We start from the raw sequence: 18,065 nt of genomic DNA, 5'->3' as shown, positions 1-18,065 counted from the left end.
TTTCCTTTATGGCAGGTGCTTTTTATTGTTGATGTAAATATTTGGCAACTGTTTTGGCTTTGTTTGCATCACTCCACCAATATTCTATTCCAGAAGAAAGTGCTGGTTTAACTTTAGGTTGTTGATACATATTCCAATAAGCATACCAGTTTTCACCTTTACCATAGGTCGGAATTTGATAATAACCAGCTCTAAGCAATCGATCGAGAATGCGAGTATAAATAATCTGTTGTTCACGGCTTTTACTTGCAACAAGTTTTGAAATCACTTGATCAATTATTGGGTTGCGAATACCTGCATAATTATAATTTCCATCTTGCGCTGCAGCGATACTTCCCCAAAACTGTGTTTGTTCATTGCCCGGGTTGAGAGATTGCGGCAGATTCATCGTGGTCATATCAAAATCGTAACGACGAGTCCTTTCTAAATATTGCGGAGCATCGACCTGACGCAAATTAACTGCAATGCCTAACTTTTTTAGGTTACGAATAAAAGGTAAAAGTGTTCGTTGTTTACCATCTTGCTGAATTAAAAACTCAAGCTGAACTTTTTTTCCTTCTGGTGTAAATAGCTGCCCTTCTTTAACTTTATAGCCAGCCTGTATGAGTAATTGCCGTGCAGTTAACAAGTTCTGACGATTAAAGCCACTTGCATCCGACACTGGATATTTCCAGTCGGCTAAAACACCTTGTTGCATGAGTGGAGATAACTTAGGCAATAACGGTTTTAATAAGTCTAATTCAGTTTTTGAAGGTCGACCTGTTGCTGCTAATTCACTATTTTCAAAATAACTTTGAAGACGTTGATATTGACCATAAAACAAAGCTTTATTTTGCCATTCAAAGTCATAGGCATAGGTTAAGGCTTGTCTAAAACGAATATCATTTAAAGGTTTTCGCCTAGTGTTAAACACATAGCTTTCAGTGGCAATCGGGTTGTGGTGACGAAACTTATATTGAGTAACCAGTCCCGCTTTTACGGCAGGAAAACGATAATCTGTTACCCATTTTTTAGGATTAGTTTCTTCATGCAAAGTGTATTGCCCAGATTTAAATCCTTCAAAAGCAATATCCCAATTTCGATAATAGACATATTTTAATCGGTCAAAATTATAACGCCCCTTGTTAATAGGCAAATCTTTTGCCCAATAATTTGGGTTTCTTTTATAACTAATGCTTCTACCTGCATCCACCCGTTCAACTACATATGGCCCCGAACCCACAATCGGTTGTAGGGTAATTCGGCTAAAATCTCTTTTTTGCCAATCCGCTTTTGAATAAATCGGTAAGGTTGCCAAAATGAATGGCATTTTAGGATTATGGTTAGACTTAAAACTAAACTTTACTTGATGGGCATTGATGACTTCTGTTTTTGCCAAATCAGCAAGGTACATCTGTAAACCTAAATTAGACTTCGTCTGATAGGCATCAAAACTAAATTTAACATCTGCCGCAGTGACTGGCTGTCCATTACTAAAACGCGCTTTAGAGTTTAAATAGAAAGTAACAGACTGCGTTTTTTCTGGGTCATAACTCACTTTCTCAGCTAAAAGCGGATATAAAACTCCGACCTCATCTAACGATTGAGTCATTAAAGTATCAAAAAGATAATTAACGCCCTCTGTAGCATTCCCCTTACCATTCATACTATTAAGGTTATCAAAAGTTCCTTGAGCGGCCTGACTTAACAGACCACCTTTAGGGGCATTCGGGTTTGCATATGGCATAGCTATCATTCCTAAATATTTAGGCTTGGAATGAATCGCTATATATGATGTGGTTTGCTGTGCAGAAAAAACTGCATGTGAAACGACACTGAGCCCGACTAGCAGGCTCAGTTGAAAAGATGATTTATGCATAAATTGCTAATTGTTTTATAAATTAGGCACTTTAATAACATCACCAATGCGAAGCTGAGTAGAAGGTGTCAAATTATTCAGCTCAGCCAAGAAATTGGTTTCTAAACCATATTTGCTAGCAAGACCAATTAATGTATCACCACGCTTCACTTTGTATTCCACAACAGTTTTTGGAATTACAATATTTTGGCCGCGCTGTAAATTAGCACTCGCTTTTAATGCATTCATTTCAGCAAGTTCACGCACTGAAATGCCTGCACGGCTCGCAATACTATTTAATGACTCACCAGATTTCACAGTATATCTTTCAGTGTTTTTACCAGCCGCAACTGTTTTAGTTGAAGACTTAGTATCTACTTTAGCTGTTTCTACTGTAGGTACATCACCTGTTAGCTTTAAACGTTGCCCGACACGAACGCTACTGGTACGTGAAAGACCATTTAATGAAGCAAGGTAGTCCAGCTGTAAGTGGTAACGGTTAGCGATATTACCTAAGCTATCACCAGATTTGACTGTATAAGTTTCGGGTGTTTCTTCTTTAGTATTTTTAGAAGGCTTAGTTGGTGCTTCTTCTTCAACTGTACCTGTGAGTTTTAAACGTTGACCAGCACGTAACCCAGCAGTACGAGACAAACCATTTAAGTCAGCCAAATAACCTGTTTGCAAGTTATATTTACTCGCAATCGCATTTAAGCTATCACCCGACTTTACAACGTATTGTTCTGGAACACTTAACCCTGCTGGTACTTTTATCGTTTGACCAAGCTGTACATGGCTACTTGCTTTTAAGTTATTTAACTCGGCTAATTCAGCTAGGCTAATTTTTGATTTCGTTGCAATACTCGATAAAGTATCACCGCGCTGTACTTTGTAGCCTTCAGTTTTATAAGAAATACTCGCAGCAGCCTTTTCAGATTTACTAGAAGTTTTAGTTTCAGCAACTTCATCTACAGAAATATCTTGTGTAGGCACATTAATTTTTTGGCCAGCCATCAAGTTACTACCCGCAGATAAGCCTGGCGTTAATTCAGCAAGTTCTTGATTAGAGAGCGCATAACGATCTGCAATCAATTTAAGATATTCACCGCGCTTCACAGTATAACTTTTAGTTGCTATACGTTTTGCATTTGCCTGAACTGCTTTCGGCTCGACTTTAGCACTTGAGCGACTATTCTTCGGCTCTTTTAACAGTAATTTTTGCCCAACAAATAGACCATCTGTTACTGATAAATCGTTATATTCAGCCAATTGTCTTACTGACAAATTAAACTGATTAGCAACACCGCTTAAACTGTCGTTAGCTTCAACTACATATACATCTGGTTTAGCTGTACTTTTAGATGTTGTTTGAGTTTCTTGCGGTTTAGCATCATAGAGATAAAGCGTTGAACCAACATATAACGTCTTTTCAGGGTCAATCTGGTTCCACTTCGCAACATCGCGCCAGTTTACGCCATTTTTCATTGCAATAACGGCCAACGTATCACCCGGTAAAACCGTATAAGTACTACGCTTACCTTTAGGCTGTACAACCACTACATCAGTATCAGTCTTGATGTAAGGTTTGTCTTTATTGCGCTGTCCGTCTTCAGAGTTAGCTACGGTCACGTCTTCAGCTAAAGTTTTTGGATAAGCAAAACCTCTACTAACCTCTTTACCTTGTTGCTCTGCAACTGACTGGCTCGTCTGAATTGCGGTTAACCTAATTTTGCCATCATACGGATCGACAATTTCAGTTCCTTTAGGCGCGATTGCTTTTAACTCAGCAACAACTTGATCTTTTTCAGCTTGTGTTGGTTGCGGCTCTAAAGCTTGTTGAACTGTTTCTTTTTCACCTTCAGCACGAACTGCAGCTAAAATCTTTTCACGTTCAGAAGCCGAAATTGGTGGCTCCATCTTAACAGGCTTCGTAATGTTAGCTGCATTTGTCACAGCTACAGGAATACGCGGCGCACTTGGTACATCCGCCGACGCAGCAAAAGCAGCTAATGCATCGGAACCACGTGGTGTAGATTTTGAAGGAGTTGAACTGGTCTTCACTGGCGAAGAAGGTTTAACTGGCTGAACTTGCGTTGTAGGCGTTGTTCTTGTTGTTACTGTAGTAGAAGGACTAACAGTTGTAGGTGTAGACGGTGAAGTTGTATTTGCCCACCAACCTGAGCTACCACCCGTTTTTTTCCCTTTTAATTTATTATCAATTGAAGGACTTAAATCTGCTGGAATCAAAATACGCATAGGACTCGCAGGGTCTACTGCTTCACCACGATATCCTGGGTTCAATGCATAAAGTTCTGCACGGCTTAATCCTGCTGTAGAAGCAATTTCATTTAAAGTTAAAGGCGCAGATAAAGTCACTTCACGGAAATGGGGTCTATTTGCAATCGGTGGTAGTTCTACACCATAAGCCTTCGGATTTTTAATAATTTGAGCAACAGCCAAGAAACGTGGAACATAGTTCATTGTTTCTTGAGGAAGTTTTAAAGACCAATAGTCGGTTGGTAAACCAGCAGCTTGGTTGCGGTTAATCGCCTGTTGAATACGTCCTGGACCAGCATTATAAGCCGCTAAAGCAAGTTCCCAAGAACCAAATTGATTATAGAGGCTTCCTAAAAACTCATAAGCTGCGCGAGTCGACTCAACCACATCTCGACGCCCATCATACATACCAGTTTGCTTTAAGCCATAAATACGACCAGTACTCGGAATAAACTGCCATAATCCTGCCGCTGCTGCACTACTTGTTGCAGCTGGGTCATAAGAACTTTCAATTACTGGTAATAACGCAAGTTCTGTCGGCAGTCCACGGCGTTCAGCTTCTTTAACCGTATGGTACAAATAACGACTTGCGCGGGCACTTAAGCGGTCAAGGTAAGGCTGACGAGAAATAAACCAACTACGCTGAGCTTCAATACGAGAATCCCAATGGTTCAAATCCATTTTGAAACCAACGGACATACGCTTCCAGACATCACCATGCTTTAAAATAAGCAGACGATCGCCTTCTACAGCACGCATATCGGTTGCTGAAAGTAAGTCTTCTAAAGAATCAAGACTACTTGCATCTAAATAACCTGCGCCGCTGACCTGTTTTGTTTTTGAGGTTTTTGCAGATTGTGGAGTCGATGAACAGCCTGTTGTAATACCCAACGCAGCTAAAGCAGAGCTAAGTACGGTAATTTTAAACAATGATGCCGCAGATGGCTGCCACACAAATGTGGTTGGTTTATACATAAAAACTTCCAAACAACTCGCGTAATATTTTTTGGGGTCTGCCCACAAACCCTAGGTCTTCGATGCCATTGTAGTAAAGCATGCAGGATAGACAAGGCAATAATTTAATGTCATTTGCATGGAAATGTTACAAGAAATTAAAAAAACCTTGCTTCGTAACGATGGAACCGAACTTTTTGCGTATACAATACACCATATTCAGTTCTTTTTCTTTTAGTTTAGGTTTCGATTTATGTCTCAAACAATCACACTGTATGTTGATGGTGCATGTCGTGGCAATCCAGGTTTAGGTGGTTGGGGCGCATATGTCATTACCGAGCAGGGTGAGCATAAATTATTTGGCGGTGAACCTGAGACAACCAATAACCGCATGGAACTCACTGCTGCCATTGAAGGCGTTTCATTTTGTCCACCCGATGCACATTTAATTATCTGGACAGATTCAAATTATGTGAAACAAGGGATTACCGAATGGATTCATGGCTGGAAAAAGAAAAACTGGAAAGATGTAAAAAATCCTGACCTTTGGCAAAAATTAGATGCGGTCTGTGCAGGCCGAAATATTGAATGGAACTGGATTAAAGGCCATGCTGGACATGCTGGCAACGAAATGGCCGATGAGCTTGCAAATATCGGAGCCGATCAAACTGCATTGCAAAAAAAAACAGTTCAAGCGACTGCCCTGCAAGATATAAAAAAGCCTGAACAGGATTGGTTACTTGACGACCCTTTTGGGTTTGATATGGCAGAAGCAATCGAAGAAGATAATATTGATCTTGAACAGCCCGAAGAAATTGAGATGATTATTGTGGACGAAGAAGTTATTGAAGTTGAAGCTGCTGAGCCAGAAAGTAAGCAACCCGTTAATAATATTCACCCTCAAATTGTTGTGACCGAAGCCAAACTAAAATTACAAGGGCCTCGACAACTGATTCTCGATACGGAAACCACTGGTTTTTATTTCCAGGATGGCGACCGAATTATCGAGGTGGGCGCTATTGAAATGATTAACCGGAAACTCACTGGCAGCTCAATTCATATTTATATTAACCCGCAAAAACCAGTGGGTGACTCAGAAAATATCCATGGTATCAGTGATAATTTCTTGAAAGATAAACCGCTCTATGCAGAAATTGCTGACACGCTCTTTGATTATTTAAAAGGCGCAGAGATTATTGCCCATAACGCGACCTTCGATATGAACTTCCTTGATATGGAGTTTAGACGCGCTGGCCTACCCGCGCTTTCCGAGGTATGTGAGGTAACAGATACTTTAGCTTTAGCGAAAAGCAAACACCCAGGACAAAAAAACTCGCTTGATGCTCTTGTAAGACGTTATGAAATTCCAGCACGAGACCGTACTTTCCACGGTGCATTACTCGATGCTGAAATTCTTTCAGACGTTTATCTGGCAATGACAGGTGGACAGGTTTCTTTTGATATAGATGCTTTATCCCAAAGTGAAAATAGCCAGAACACAACAAATAAAACTAGGGTTCAAATTGATCTACCCGTTATTTTCCCTTCCGAAGACGAGTTAAATATACATGAGACTTGGGTCAAAGAATTTGAGGAAAAACATGGAGAACCTTGCCTTTTTGCAAAATAAATTTTTGATTCTTTAGCGTTTTTAGCTTTTCCCCTTTGTAAGTTAAGTTATATTAGTCACATAGATTTTTAGCTCAAATTACCGAGCATGACGAATATAACAATTGATTTTTTTGCAAAGGGGAACGTTTATGTCTGAGCAGACTTCGATTCATTTCGATCCAACAGCTTTACTCATCATTAAACATGAAATTGATCGTTCAATAAAACTGGTTGAAGGCGCAGTAAGCACTTTAATTGAAGAACAAGCACTCCCTTTTGGTATTGATGATGCATTAGAACAATTTAAGCAATGCACTCAAGTCCTACGTTTAATTGATATCCCCTATCTTGCAAAAATCACTCAATATTCAACTGAGCTGATGCAAAAAATTATTGCTAAACCCACGCAAATTAATACCGACGATGTCATTGCTCTGAGTGAAGGCACGACCATGGTAAAACGATATATTGATTTTATCTGTTTGCGTGAATTACAAGTACCTCAGTTTCTACTGAATACTTTAAATAATTTAGAATTAGCTTTAAATAAACCACTGACCTCTTCTGGACAAGCGATTGCTCCTTTACTTGCAAATGCTTCGCTTGACCTTCCATTCCCAGAAGTATTCATTAATGAAAAAACTCAGTTTATTCATCAACTCTATAAACTATCTCTGCATCAATTTTTAAACAAGACTGAATCTACTCATCATTATCAAGCTTTTAAACTGATTGCTACCTATTTGGTCAGCATGGCAAACCATCAGCCAAGCCAACAATATTGGCAACTCGTAAATTATGCTTTCAACCATATAGATAATCTGCTTTTAAATGATTCACGCCAACGTGTACTCATTAATATTGAAAGCTATATAGGTCAGTTCTTAGCAACTCCGGAAACTTTTAAGCCCGATTTGGCGGCACTTGCAGATATTTTAAGTATAGTGATCGCTCAAGAAGATGAGGTTGCCTACCAGATTCGCAACCAACTTCATATAGGTGATGAAATACCAACAGACACACAACTACTGGTTTTAAGCCGCCATCTTTTTGGTCCTGACTTCGACACTATGCACGCAGTCAGCCAATTAATTTTGGGCGAAATGAACAAAGTGCGTAACGATATTGAATATAACTATCAAAATATGTCGACTGAAAAAGCACAACAATTGCAAACGAGTCTTTTACAGCTCGCATATACATTCAAACTACTTAACCTTGATGAAGCCTCAGTTGAGCTTTCTCAACAAGCGAGTAGTTTAAGTCAGCTCAATATATTAAGTAATGAAAACTATGCACAGCAGCTTATGGACAGCATTTTGTCTGCCATGAACTCAATTGGTATTTTGGTCCGCCAATATACGTCTAGTCGCTTACAACTTAATGTGAATAATACGAATATTTCCTTAGATCGTCTTGATGAAGCACATCAAGCCTTACTCACCGAGACAAAAAATTTAATTGATTTTATTTGTCAGAGCCTTACGTTATATGCAAATGATTCAACACAGAATATTGAAGCAATTGCAGGTTCACTAAAAGAGCTAGCGGGTGCAGCAGAATTTTTAGGAAGCACGATTCAACAAGATGCGTTACTTCAAACTGCTCAATTTGTTCGAGAGCAACTTGAACAAAACCAGCCTTTTAATACAGACCAAATTCACTGTATTTTTAACGTATTAGCGGGCCTTGACATGTTGGTTGACAATTTAAAAAATAAACAACCTGTTCTACAATCCATGTTTAATGTAGCATTGTCGAGTAGTCAACAACTTCAAGAAAAGGCAGCTTAATGTCTGAATTATCACTTGCTTATATTTTCCATCATCAACAATTACTGGTTGACCAAAACCTTCAACTACCCAAAGTCGAAAAGTTAGCAAGTGATTTACTTTTCACTCATGATGAGCAGGTCATTGCACGTGATTTGCTTGCTGAGGAACCCATCCCCGAAGGCTTACAACTTGTTCCAATTCGACAGCTTATTACAAGTTGGTCTAAAGAACAGTTCTTACAAGCAAGCCGCGCTGTACAGTTACTTGAATGGCGACGTAATCATAAGTTTTGTAGCCACTGCGGACACCAGACAGAAGTTCATCCAACTGAATATGCAATGGTGTGTCCTTCTTGTCGCTATCACCAATATCCTCGTGTAAACCCGTGCATTATTACCGTCATTACTCGAGGTGATGATGAAATCTTGTTGGCGAAGTCAGTCCACAATAAAACCAACATGTATGGTTTGATTGCAGGTTTTGTTGAGGTGGGTGAAACGCTTGAAGAAGCAGTACAACGCGAAGCTTTTGAAGAAGTAGGCCTACGACTCAAAAATGTTCAATATATGTCAAGCCAACCTTGGCCTTTCCCAAGTAACCTTATGGTTGCGTTTAGAGCAGAATATGAGTCTGGTGAAATTAAGCTACAAGAAGAAGAAATTGCAGATGCACAATTCTTCAAAATTGATCAATTACCTGAAATTCCATTTAAAGGTAGTATTGCTCATTCAATGATTATGCAGATTACCCAAGCAGGGTAATCTGCCGTGTTTTAAGTGAGAGTATTGCTTAAAACACTTCTTCAAGAAAATGTAAAATCGTTCTTTTAGTCCTGAAATAATGACTAATAAAACTAGAAAGGCTGGCCAAAATTGTAATATGTCCAGTTTTTGGAATCACGGCAATATGACTGTGATTTCCACTTTGTCTTAAAGCCCGGTCCAAATCTAAAGTATTTTCTTTGCCTACAAGCTGATCATTTTCAGCCATGAGTAAGTAATGTTTAATACTATTTTGTTTAACGAAATAGTATGGCATCACTTCTTGATAAGAAATACTTTGGTCAAAAGCATCTTCGGCGAGTGGATCGCCCTTATAATCGAAATGATATGGTCCAGCCAAACCAAAAATCGCCTTAATATTGCCCAAACATTGAATAGTATTTGGTTTAGGGTGATAAACAGCAGACATGACATTAAATGCCCCTGCCGAATGCCCCATAAGTACAATATTTTCTGTAGAGATTTCTAGTTTATCTTGGTTTTGATGCAAATAATTCAATGCTTGAGTCAGGTCATCAACAAAACTTGGAAAAATATTTTTAGGCGCTAGCTGGTAGTTAATTACAGCAACGTCATAACCTTCTTTGGCAAATGACTCACCAATAAAAAGATAATCTCGTTTATTACCATGCTGCCAAGCCCCACCATGCACAAAAACAATCAGAGGCTGATGAGATAGCTTTTTAACAGATCGGTAAATATCTAAACGGTGGCGAGGCTTTAGGCCATAACGAACATTTGGAACCTGTTCAAAACCATCTTTTGGCGTAAAACGGTTTAAAGCAAAACTCCCCAAATCATACAGGCGGAACTCTTTATAGAGAGTTCGCGCCTGTTCAATTCTGCTTTGTAGTTGTTCAATCAGATTCATATATTACTGTGCAGTCGAAGCAGGATCTGTTTGGTCAGGATCAATTGCAACAGGTGTTTGAACTGTTGGCTGAGCAATGACGTTATTAATAATTGGTGTAGTCGTTGCGCTACCAGTACTCGCGGCTGGTGCAGGCGCCAAATCAACATTATCAATTAAAGTGACAATTTTGGTGACGTTACCAACGTTTTGTAAGACGCTATTTAAATCATTAATTTCAGCTGTATTTAAACGGCCCATTACATAAAGTACGCCGTCTTCGGTATGGACGAGAACCTTACTATCAGAAACCACAGGTGCCTTCATTAAAAGAGCACGCGTATTTGCTGTTACACCCGCATCTTGCATGATGGTGTTATAGCTAACCTTGTTACCCACCGTAATATAGTTATGTACGGCTTTCACATCACTCATGGCCTTAAGATTGTCTTCTGCCAATTGTTTTAAGTAGGGGTCTGGCACTTGGCCAGTTAATAAAACTGTACTGTGGAAGCTTTCGATATTAATACGTGACTGCTTGAAACGTTGATCAAGTTTATAAATGTTGATATTTGCTGTACGTTTAATTGAAGAGTCAATGAATACTTGGCCCAGACTGCGGACACCGCTATCTGTACCCACTGGAGCTGTGCCTGTTCCACCAGATATAAAACTTGCGCAACCTGATAAACTTGCGACACAAAGCATTGTTACAGCAATACGTTTTAACACTCCACCAGACTCCTATCAATTTCTTGGCTTGATCATAAAGCATCAGACTTAAATTTGCTCAAAAGAGTAATGAACTCTTAATCCAAAGTAAATGCATTTTCGATCCATTGCAGATCATAATGGAATTTTGAAAAGTCTTGCTGTACTGTTTTTGCAATTTTCTGTGGAAAATCAAAACAAATCACATCAAAACGACAATAAAAATCCTGATAAGATGGATAGCGCTGTAAAAAACGCATCGCGGTTTTGATAATTTTCTTCTGTTTTGACCGTGTTACCATTTCACAAGCCTGCCCATAATTTCCTATAGTGCGTGCTTTTACTTCAATAAAAACTAACTCTTGTCCTCTTTTGACGATTAAATCCACTTCACCACGGCGTGAATGGTAATTACTTGTGATCCACACATAGTTTTGTGTTTGTAAAAGGCTTAAAGCAGTTTGTTCTGCCCATTTCCCCAACTGCTGTGCTAATAACATTTTTATTTTCCCCAATTAAAAGCATCTCTATATGTTTTATGCATAAGTTATTTTCTTAAATTCATCTGACATATCAGATCTAAATCGAACAAATGAAAATCAGATCATTTTCGAAAAGCTTAAGCTGGCAGACATTGTTCACGCCCGAATCATAATTTCGGGTAAACTACCCCATTAAAATTGTTTATCTGTACGGAGTAAAACCAAATGAGTGCTCAGTTATTTGTTGTAGCCACCCCAATCGGGCACTTAGATGATATGACTTTCCGTGCAATTGATATTTTAAAATCAGTTTCTATTGTCGCTGCCGAAGATACTCGCCAATCAGCACAATTATTTAAGCACTATAATATATCGACTCAACTTACTGCATGCCATGACCACAATGAAAGCAATAAAATTGAGCAGTTAGTTCAAAAATTACTTGCTGGCGATAGTGTTGCATTAATTAGTGACGCTGGTACACCGCTGATCAGTGATCCAGGGTTTAAATTAGTCCGTGCTGCTCAAGAAAATGGTATTAAAGTTGTTCCTGTGCCTGGTGCATGTGCTGCCATTGCTGCTTTAAGTGCGGTAGGGTTGCCGAGTGACCGTTTTAGCTTTGAAGGATTTTTACCATCTAGAGCTTCACAACGTATTTCTCAATTAGAAAAACTTAAAAACGAAACCCAAACCTTAATTTTCTATGAAGCTCCCCATCGTATTTTAGAGTCTATTAAAGATATGGCTCAGGTATTTGGTGAAGACCGCCCTGTAGGGTTTGCACGTGAAATTACCAAAACCTTTGAAACCATCAAAAAAATGACGTTAAAAGATTTGGTCAGTTTTATTGAAAATGACCATAATCAAGAGAAAGGTGAAATTGTAGTGGTTGTGGGTGGTGCAGCTGCAAAAACAGATCTGGAACAAGAAAAACTAGATGAACTTTTGAAGCGTTTACTTCAAGACTTATCTGTTAAAGCAGCATCTCAACTTGCTGCCGATTTAACAGGAATTAAGAAAAAAGTTGCATACCAACGTGCGCTTGAGTTAACCCAATCTTAAACTTATCTCAATATCTGTTTTGCTGACTGAACAATCGTTTCTGTCAGTGCATCTAACTGTTTAGACTGCCTTTTCCAATGGTGCCAATATAACGGAATATCGAGTTCAGCTTCAGGTATAACCTCCACTAAAGTTCCGTTAGTTAACAAAGATTGAACCTGAAGCTCGGGTACCATGCCATATCCCAAACCCAATTGGATTGCTTTCACAAACGCGTCTGTAGCAGGAATAAAACTATAAGGATAGCTCTGCAAAGGCAAGCCATAATATTTTAATAATACCTCTGAATGCATAAGGTCTTTATGATTAAAAATTACAGCTGGTGCATTTCTTAAAGTTTCTCGGTTTACGCCATGTTTAAACCAGTCAGCTACAAATTCAGCAGAGGCCAACATTTTATAACGCATTTTCCCAAGTGGTTGAGCTAAACAGCCTGACATGACCTGTTCTTCTGCCGAAATACATGCGTTGACTTGCCCTGTTTCTAATAAAGTATGCGTGTGAGATTGATCATCAATTTTTAGTTCTAAGACTATTTTTTCTTTAAAAAGTGTTTGCTGAATGCTCGGTAAAAGCCAAGTGGCTAACGAATCTGCATTTGAAGCTAGAGCAATTTTATAAAACTCCGATTCAGATGATTTGCCCATTAAACCTTGTAATAAGTTTTGCTCCATTAATCTCGTATGACGTAAATGTTGCAATAGGGTTTGCCCAGCTTGTGTGAGTACACATGGGCGTCCACGTATGATTAGAATTTGGCCTAAATACTTTTCTAAAGCTTGCACGCGTAAGGACACTGCCGACGGCGTAATATATAAATGCTCACCTGCCGCATCAAAACTTCCCACTTCTGCCACCGCAAGAAAGGCTTCACACTGTTTGCTATCTAACATATCAAACCTAAATATTTTTTAGCCAAACCTAAATATTCTTAATTTTACTTATTTTTCAATAAAAAGACAGATAATTCCCACATCTGATTTTTCCACCTTATTGTTATGTTCTCTCTTAGTATATTTTTTAAAGGTTTCGGTATTGGTAGCGGCCTTATTGTAGCAATTGGTGCTCAAAATGCGTTTGTTCTAAAACAAGGCCTTAAACAGCAATATGTATTTTGGTTATGTTTAATCTGCGCATTATCTGACTCGATTCTAATCGCTTTTGGTGTATTAGGTTTTGCCGAAATTATGACAGCTTCCCCGATCTTAATTACTGTGGCTAAATATTTAGGGGCAACATTTTTATTGGTCTATGGTGCGAAAGCATTCTACGCTGCTTTTAAAGCTACCCAGAGTATGGAGCTTGATAGTAATCAAAAACAGACTTTAACCCAAGCACTAGTGACCTGTCTTGCCTTTACATGGCTTAATCCACATGTCTATTTAGATACCATTGTTCTGATTGGTTCAGTCGCAACTCAGTTAGAAGACAAAATTAGTTTTGCTTTGGGCAGTATTGTTGCCTCTTGGATTTTCTTTTTTAGTCTGGGCTATGGTGCAAGATTATTAAAACCATTATTTACCAATCCTAAAGCTTGGAAAATTTTAGATTTCATTATTGGTTGTGTTATGTGGAGTATCGCAATATCACTACTCCTCTAGTTCATTTAAAGCAGCAAAAAGTACCATGTTTGAATGGTACTTTTTATGCGCTCAAAATTATGCTTGAGAACTCAACATCAGCTTCGACTGTTTTCTTTCTTGCTGCGACTGTTTTATAACAGCATAGCCAGAAGACACACCTAAGTACGCAATTACAAAGGCAACAAATAAATCTGGGAATACACTGCCTGTTCCAAATACCCCAACCGCTGCTAAAATCACGGCGATATTGGCAATAGAGTCATTTCTGCTACACAGCCAAACAGATCGCATATTGGCATCTCCATCACGGAATGCATAAAGCATAAGCGCGACTGAAACGTTAGCAATTAAAGCCATCACACCAATTACTCCCATCACCATGGGTTCGGGTGCAACTCCATAAAAATATGACCAGACCACTTTTGCAATAACAAAAACACCGAAAGCCCCCATCGTTATTCCTTTAAGTAGTGCAGCCGTTGCACGCCAATACAAACTCATCGAAAGCACGACTAAAGATAATGCATAATTTGCTGCATCTCCGGCAAAATCTAATGCATCTGCCCAGAGTGAAACTGATTGGGCTTTGTAACCACCCAAGATTTCTACCACAAACATCAAGGCATTAATGATCAGTGCAATCCATAACGCTTTTCTAAACCGTGGACTCACTTTCTTTGAAGGAGAACATGTTGAAGCGCAACCACATCCAGCCATTTTATTTCCTCTAAAACTCTTTTATAGTGATTAAAAACCCTTGAGTAGCTCCAGAGTCAAGCCTTATGAGTCTTTCTATTGGTCAATTATCAAAAAAAGCGGATGTTCCAATTGATACGATCCGTTATTATGAAAAAGTAGGTGTACTTGATCGTATCCAACGTTCAGAAAATAATTATCGTGTTTACACCGAGCAAACACTCAACGACCTATTATTTATTAAGCATTGCCGAGAATTAGATATTTCACTCAGTGATATTAAAACGTTAAAAGAAATGAAAGCTCAGCCCAAACAGGCATGTACAAAAATTGATAATTTAGTAGACAAATACTTAAATGAAGTATCAGAAAAAATTGAACGATTATTGCTTTTAAAAGAATCTTTAATTGATTTAAAACAACACTGCTCTACTAATCGAACAGTGGATGAATGTGGGATTTTAAAAGAACTGCAAAGCTCTCCTTAAACATATTTTAAATTCATACAAATAAAAAAGCACCACTCATGTGATGCTTTTTTTAAGATTAATGGTCGCTATGTTCATCAGGGGGAACTTCGGTAATTCTCCCACCTCGAGCTAAAAATGCGGCGATTTCATCTTCCAGCGCTTGGCGCTGTTTCTGTTTAGCCGTTACAGTTAGTGTTTCTGCCTCAGCAAGGTCAGTATCACTCATACTGCCTACTTCTTCATCAGCTGCACCGCTTTCGGCTGCTTTCGCTTCATCTTCATCTACAGCAGAATCTTCTGCATCTTCATAATCATTGATATCTGACATTTCACACTCCCCACAATGATTTTTATTGCATCATCGCTATGGTCCCAAGACCTCAGAAATTTAGCAATCTCTTTACGTTTAGCAAAGAGCCAAATTGGTCAATTCCGTATCTTTTATGACCAAATTGGTAATGATATATAAATGATTGTTCAAAAAATATCTACTGGTATTTAATTCGCTCAGTAGAGTATAGATCCCGTAAATATTTTAATGCCAATAGCGGGTACTTTGTAAAGCCCCTAAACCATTTGCCTGTTGCATAAAACGTTCTTTTAAAGCCGGAGTCTGCTCAACTTGTTTAAGCCCCATATTACGAGCCCAAACTACGGGAAATAATTCACTACTTTCAAGCCAACCAATTGCCGACATGCTATGCATCATTGCATCATTCTGACCTTTACGGCGATGCTCATAACGCATTAAAGTTTGCTCATGCGCCCATACACCACGGTTTAAATCGTGAAGTAACACATCACAGAGCACTGCCGCATCAAGACAGCCAATATTTACCCCTTGACCAGCAAGTGGGTGAATCACATGTGCTGCATCACCAATCAAAGCTAAGCCTGCTTTCACATATTGTTTTGCAGCGCGAGCTTTGAGGGGAAATTGTGCTCTTGAACGAACCTCTAAAACCTCACCCAACATGTGTTGGCTTTCTTGAGTTAAAAGCTGCATAAAAGCGGTATCATTTAAAGCTGAATATTCATCGGCATAATCATCTGGTAGTGTCCAGACAATGGATTGCCAGTATCCGTTTTCAGTTTCGTCAAGACTTGCCATAGGTAAATATGCCAAAGGTCCTGTAGGTAAGAAAATTTGACGAGCAACATAATGATGGGGCTTTGCTGTTCTAATTGCACAGCTGATGGCTGCTTGTTTGTAATCGAGTACATCAAGGTCAATAAAAGCCTGTTCACGTACAAATGAATTTGCACCATCTGCACCAATAAGCAGTTTAGTTTTGAGCGTAGTGCCATCTGCCAATTGAATATGCCAACATCCAACACCCTGCTCAATACGCGTAACCCGTACTTGAGTACGGTAATCTGTAAGCTGCTGCAACATTTTTTGCTGAATAGCAACGTTTAGTACACTTGGTTCAACCATAGAACCTAATGCTTGCTCAGCTAAAGGCTGACGTGCATACTCTTGACCAAAATTAATTTCACCATAGCCATTAAGATTCCAGACCTGCATGCCTGTATAAGGCATTTGACGTGCAAGATCATCCCAAACATTTACCGTTTTAAGCAAATGAATGGTCGCTTGGCTAAGCGCTAAAACACGTGGATTCATCACGCTTAATGTTTTCTCAACATCAAGCACAGGAGCCGCATCAAGCACTGTGGGTTGTACGCCACCTTGCGCAAGTAATAAAGCAGTTAAACCACCAACCAATCCACCACCAACAATGACGACATCCAACACTTCACTCATGCTTTTAACCCCATTGCGTAGTTAGCCACCAATGGTTTTACCCCCGGAATGACATCAAATGCAATTAACCCTGTATTACGAATTAATTTTAATAATGGATTTTGGTTGCTAAAACCACGGACTACAGTGTCACAGAACTTAATTACGCGCTGCTGATCTGATAAACGGGCTTGTTCATAAGCAAGTAAATTATCAGGGTTACCCAAATCATCAGAAGTAGTTAATTGGTTCACTAAATAACGCACTAAAACATCTGCATCACGTAGGCATAAATTAAAACCTTGTCCTGCAACCGGATGAATGGTATGCGCTGCATTACCCATTAGAATAACGCGTCCAACAGCTTGTTTATGCGCAAGCACCTGCGAAAGCGGATAACTAAAACGTTTACCCGTTTTTTCAAATTTACCCGCTCGGTCACCGTAAGTTTGTTGTAAGGCAGTTAAGAAATGCTGGTCATTTTCATCGCCCAGCCATTCGTTTTCAGTGCCTTTTTTCACAGGCCATACCACTGAGCGGCGATATTCACCAGGTAAAGGCAATAAGGCTAAAGGACCTAATGCACTAAAACGCTCAAAACCTACCTGTTCATGCGGTTTTGAGGTCTGGACCGTAGTGACAATTGCAACCTGATCATAGTCATGAACATCCACACCCACGCCAATTGCCTGACGACAAAAAGAATCACGACCATCAGCCGCAATTAATAATTTTGACTCAAGCTTTAAAGTTTCTTCACCACGCCGAGCTTCAATATGTACGTGTTCGGCATCTTGAGTTAAAGCTGTAACTTGTACGCCATCAATTAGCTCAATCAAAGGTTGCTGACGCACTTGAGTTAACAGCACACGTCCAAGCCAAGCATTTTCAATCACCTGCCCAAAGCTTTCGACTTTTTCTTGTTCTGCAATTAAACGTGCTTTACCAAAACTGCCTTGCTCAGTAATGTGGACTTGCAAAATTGGTGTCGCATGTTGTTGTAATGCATCCCACAACCCTAGCTTCTGATAAATCTGTACGCTACGACGCGATAAAGCCGTATTACGCGCATCAAAACTCGAATGGTAAGGGGCAACATTTTGATCATCATAGTTTGGGTATTTCACAGCTTCTAATAGCTTTACCGCAATATTAGCCTTTGCGAGCATGAGTGAAAGGCTCAAACCCACCATTCCCCCACCTACAATAATCACTTGTTGTTGCATCG

Annotated in this window: 16 protein-coding genes; 6 read left to right on the top strand and 10 right to left on the bottom strand. The window is 39.3% G+C overall.

Features of this window, described 5'->3' with window-relative positions; translation table 11 throughout:
- Positions 1–22 precede the first annotated feature (22 nt).
- A complete protein-coding gene (locus tag ACINWC141_RS08925; protein ID WP_034678086.1) occupies positions 23–1,858 on the bottom strand; it encodes an extracellular solute-binding protein in 1,836 nt (611 codons plus the stop codon).
- 15 nt (positions 1,859–1,873) lie between these two features.
- Positions 1,874–5,089 carry a lytic transglycosylase gene (locus ACINWC141_RS08920; protein ID WP_009390421.1) on the bottom strand — a complete coding sequence of 1,072 codons (3,216 nt, stop codon included), beginning with the start codon at positions 5,087–5,089 and terminating at the stop codon, positions 1,874–1,876.
- Positions 5,090–5,321: 232 nt separating this feature from the next.
- On the opposite strand from ACINWC141_RS08920, the gene dnaQ reads away from it, so the two are divergent.
- From dnaQ to nudC, 3 genes are all read left to right on the top strand, one after another.
- A complete protein-coding gene (gene dnaQ / locus ACINWC141_RS08915) occupies positions 5,322–6,698 on the top strand; it encodes a DNA polymerase III subunit epsilon (protein ID WP_009390365.1) in 1,377 nt (458 codons plus the stop codon).
- Positions 6,699–6,828: 130 nt separating this feature from the next.
- On the top strand, positions 6,829–8,472 hold the full coding sequence (locus ACINWC141_RS08910; RefSeq protein WP_009390418.1) for a hypothetical protein: 1,644 nt from the start codon (positions 6,829–6,831) through the stop codon (positions 8,470–8,472).
- Complete coding sequence (nudC, locus tag ACINWC141_RS08905) at positions 8,472–9,215, top strand: NAD(+) diphosphatase (RefSeq protein ID WP_009390367.1); 744 nt, start codon at positions 8,472–8,474, stop codon at positions 9,213–9,215. The genes ACINWC141_RS08910 and nudC overlap by 1 nt, the downstream gene beginning before the upstream one ends.
- A 28-nt stretch (positions 9,216–9,243) precedes the next feature.
- On the opposite strand, the gene ACINWC141_RS08900 is transcribed toward nudC, so the two are convergent.
- The 3 genes from ACINWC141_RS08900 to ACINWC141_RS08890 all read right to left on the bottom strand — a co-directional run bounded on the left by ACINWC141_RS08900 (position 9,244) and on the right by ACINWC141_RS08890 (position 11,297).
- The gene (locus ACINWC141_RS08900) at positions 9,244–10,107 is read right to left on the bottom strand and encodes an alpha/beta hydrolase (protein ID WP_009390420.1); all 864 of its coding nucleotides are present in this window, start codon (positions 10,105–10,107) and stop codon (positions 9,244–9,246) included.
- Positions 10,108–10,110: 3 nt separating this feature from the next.
- A complete protein-coding gene (locus tag ACINWC141_RS08895) occupies positions 10,111–10,818 on the bottom strand; it encodes a BON domain-containing protein (RefSeq protein WP_003652832.1) in 708 nt (235 codons plus the stop codon).
- Between the two features lie 77 nt (positions 10,819–10,895).
- On the bottom strand, positions 10,896–11,297 hold the full coding sequence (locus ACINWC141_RS08890) for a YraN family protein (RefSeq protein WP_009390410.1): 402 nt from the start codon (positions 11,295–11,297) through the stop codon (positions 10,896–10,898).
- A gap of 207 nt (positions 11,298–11,504) precedes the next feature.
- Here ACINWC141_RS08890 and rsmI point away from each other — a divergent pair, with 207 nt between their 5' ends.
- The gene (gene rsmI / locus ACINWC141_RS08885) at positions 11,505–12,341 is read left to right on the top strand and encodes a 16S rRNA (cytidine(1402)-2'-O)-methyltransferase (RefSeq protein ID WP_009390409.1); all 837 of its coding nucleotides are present in this window, start codon (positions 11,505–11,507) and stop codon (positions 12,339–12,341) included.
- 2 nt (positions 12,342–12,343) lie between these two features.
- On the opposite strand, the gene ACINWC141_RS08880 is transcribed toward rsmI, so the two are convergent.
- Positions 12,344–13,234 carry a LysR family transcriptional regulator ArgP gene (locus ACINWC141_RS08880; protein ID WP_009390405.1) on the bottom strand — a complete coding sequence of 297 codons (891 nt, stop codon included), beginning with the start codon at positions 13,232–13,234 and terminating at the stop codon, positions 12,344–12,346.
- A 105-nt stretch (positions 13,235–13,339) separates the two neighbouring features.
- On the opposite strand from ACINWC141_RS08880, the gene ACINWC141_RS08875 reads away from it, so the two are divergent.
- Positions 13,340–13,942: a LysE/ArgO family amino acid transporter gene (locus ACINWC141_RS08875; RefSeq protein ID WP_009390428.1), complete on the top strand. Its 603-nt coding sequence runs from the start codon at positions 13,340–13,342 to the stop codon at positions 13,940–13,942.
- A gap of 57 nt (positions 13,943–13,999) precedes the next feature.
- Here ACINWC141_RS08875 and ACINWC141_RS08870 read toward each other — a convergent pair whose 3' ends face one another.
- Positions 14,000–14,641 carry a cation efflux transmembrane domain-containing protein gene (locus tag ACINWC141_RS08870; RefSeq protein ID WP_034678083.1) on the bottom strand — a complete coding sequence of 214 codons (642 nt, stop codon included), beginning with the start codon at positions 14,639–14,641 and terminating at the stop codon, positions 14,000–14,002.
- A 65-nt stretch (positions 14,642–14,706) separates the two neighbouring features.
- On the opposite strand from ACINWC141_RS08870, the gene ACINWC141_RS08865 reads away from it, so the two are divergent.
- Entirely contained in the window at positions 14,707–15,108 is a 402-nt protein-coding gene (locus tag ACINWC141_RS08865) for a MerR family transcriptional regulator (RefSeq protein ID WP_009390419.1), read from the top strand.
- Positions 15,109–15,166: 58 nt separating this feature from the next.
- On the opposite strand, the gene ACINWC141_RS08860 is transcribed toward ACINWC141_RS08865, so the two are convergent.
- The 3 genes from ACINWC141_RS08860 to ubiH all read right to left on the bottom strand — a co-directional run bounded on the left by ACINWC141_RS08860 (position 15,167) and on the right by ubiH (position 18,063).
- Positions 15,167–15,418 (bottom strand): hypothetical protein, encoded by a 252-nt coding sequence (locus tag ACINWC141_RS08860; RefSeq protein ID WP_009390366.1) that lies wholly within the window; start codon positions 15,416–15,418, stop codon positions 15,167–15,169.
- 207 nt (positions 15,419–15,625) lie between these two features.
- Positions 15,626–16,858 (bottom strand): FAD-dependent monooxygenase, encoded by a 1,233-nt coding sequence (locus ACINWC141_RS08855; protein WP_009390406.1) that lies wholly within the window; start codon positions 16,856–16,858, stop codon positions 15,626–15,628.
- Positions 16,855–18,063, bottom strand: coding sequence for a 2-octaprenyl-6-methoxyphenyl hydroxylase (ubiH, locus tag ACINWC141_RS08850; protein WP_009390479.1), 1,209 nt, complete (start codon positions 18,061–18,063; stop codon positions 16,855–16,857). The genes ACINWC141_RS08855 and ubiH overlap by 4 nt, the downstream gene beginning before the upstream one ends.
- Positions 18,064–18,065: the final 2 nt, after the last annotated feature.

Origin of the sequence: Acinetobacter sp. WC-141 (assembly GCF_000313935.1) — a bacterium.
GTDB lineage: Bacteria > Pseudomonadota > Gammaproteobacteria > Pseudomonadales > Moraxellaceae > Acinetobacter.
This window is presented reverse-complemented; position numbering and strand designations above follow the sequence as displayed.